Annotated in this window: 1 rRNA gene; it reads left to right on the top strand. The window is 40.3% G+C overall.

What is annotated here, in order from left to right:
* Positions 1 to 107 (top strand): 5S ribosomal RNA (rrf, locus tag G3A46_RS14095); the annotation flags it as partial.
* Positions 108 to 367: the final 260 nt, after the last annotated feature.

The following is a 367-nucleotide window of genomic DNA, read 5'->3' as shown; positions in this document are numbered from 1 at the left end:
GGTGGTTATAGCGACGGGGCTCACCTCTTACCATTCCGAACAGAGAAGTTAAGCCCGTTTGCGCCGATGGTACTGCAATCCTGTGGGAGAGTAGGTCGCCGCCTTCCTTTAAAACCTTCATCATTTAATTGATGAAGGTTTTTTTTTGCCCTAAACTGAAATAACAAATTACCGATTCAATCTTATAGGAGATTGCTCTTCTTTCTTTTGTTTGAAAGTTGTTTTCTAAAGTTATAAATAAAACAACCTACACTCCCACAGCGTGGGTGGTGATTGCAGCGTTACCAAAGTATAACCCTGCAAGAACCGTTTTTAAATTCTCAAGCCGACTTCCTTTTTTGTAAACCTTATTATTACTGGAGGTGAT

The organism is Aequorivita sp. KMM 9714 (genome assembly GCF_011065475.1).
Taxonomy (GTDB): Bacteria; Bacteroidota; Bacteroidia; order Flavobacteriales; family Flavobacteriaceae; genus Aequorivita; species Aequorivita sinensis.
Note: the sequence above shows the minus strand (reverse complement) of the source record. Positions and strands in the feature narration are given on the sequence as shown.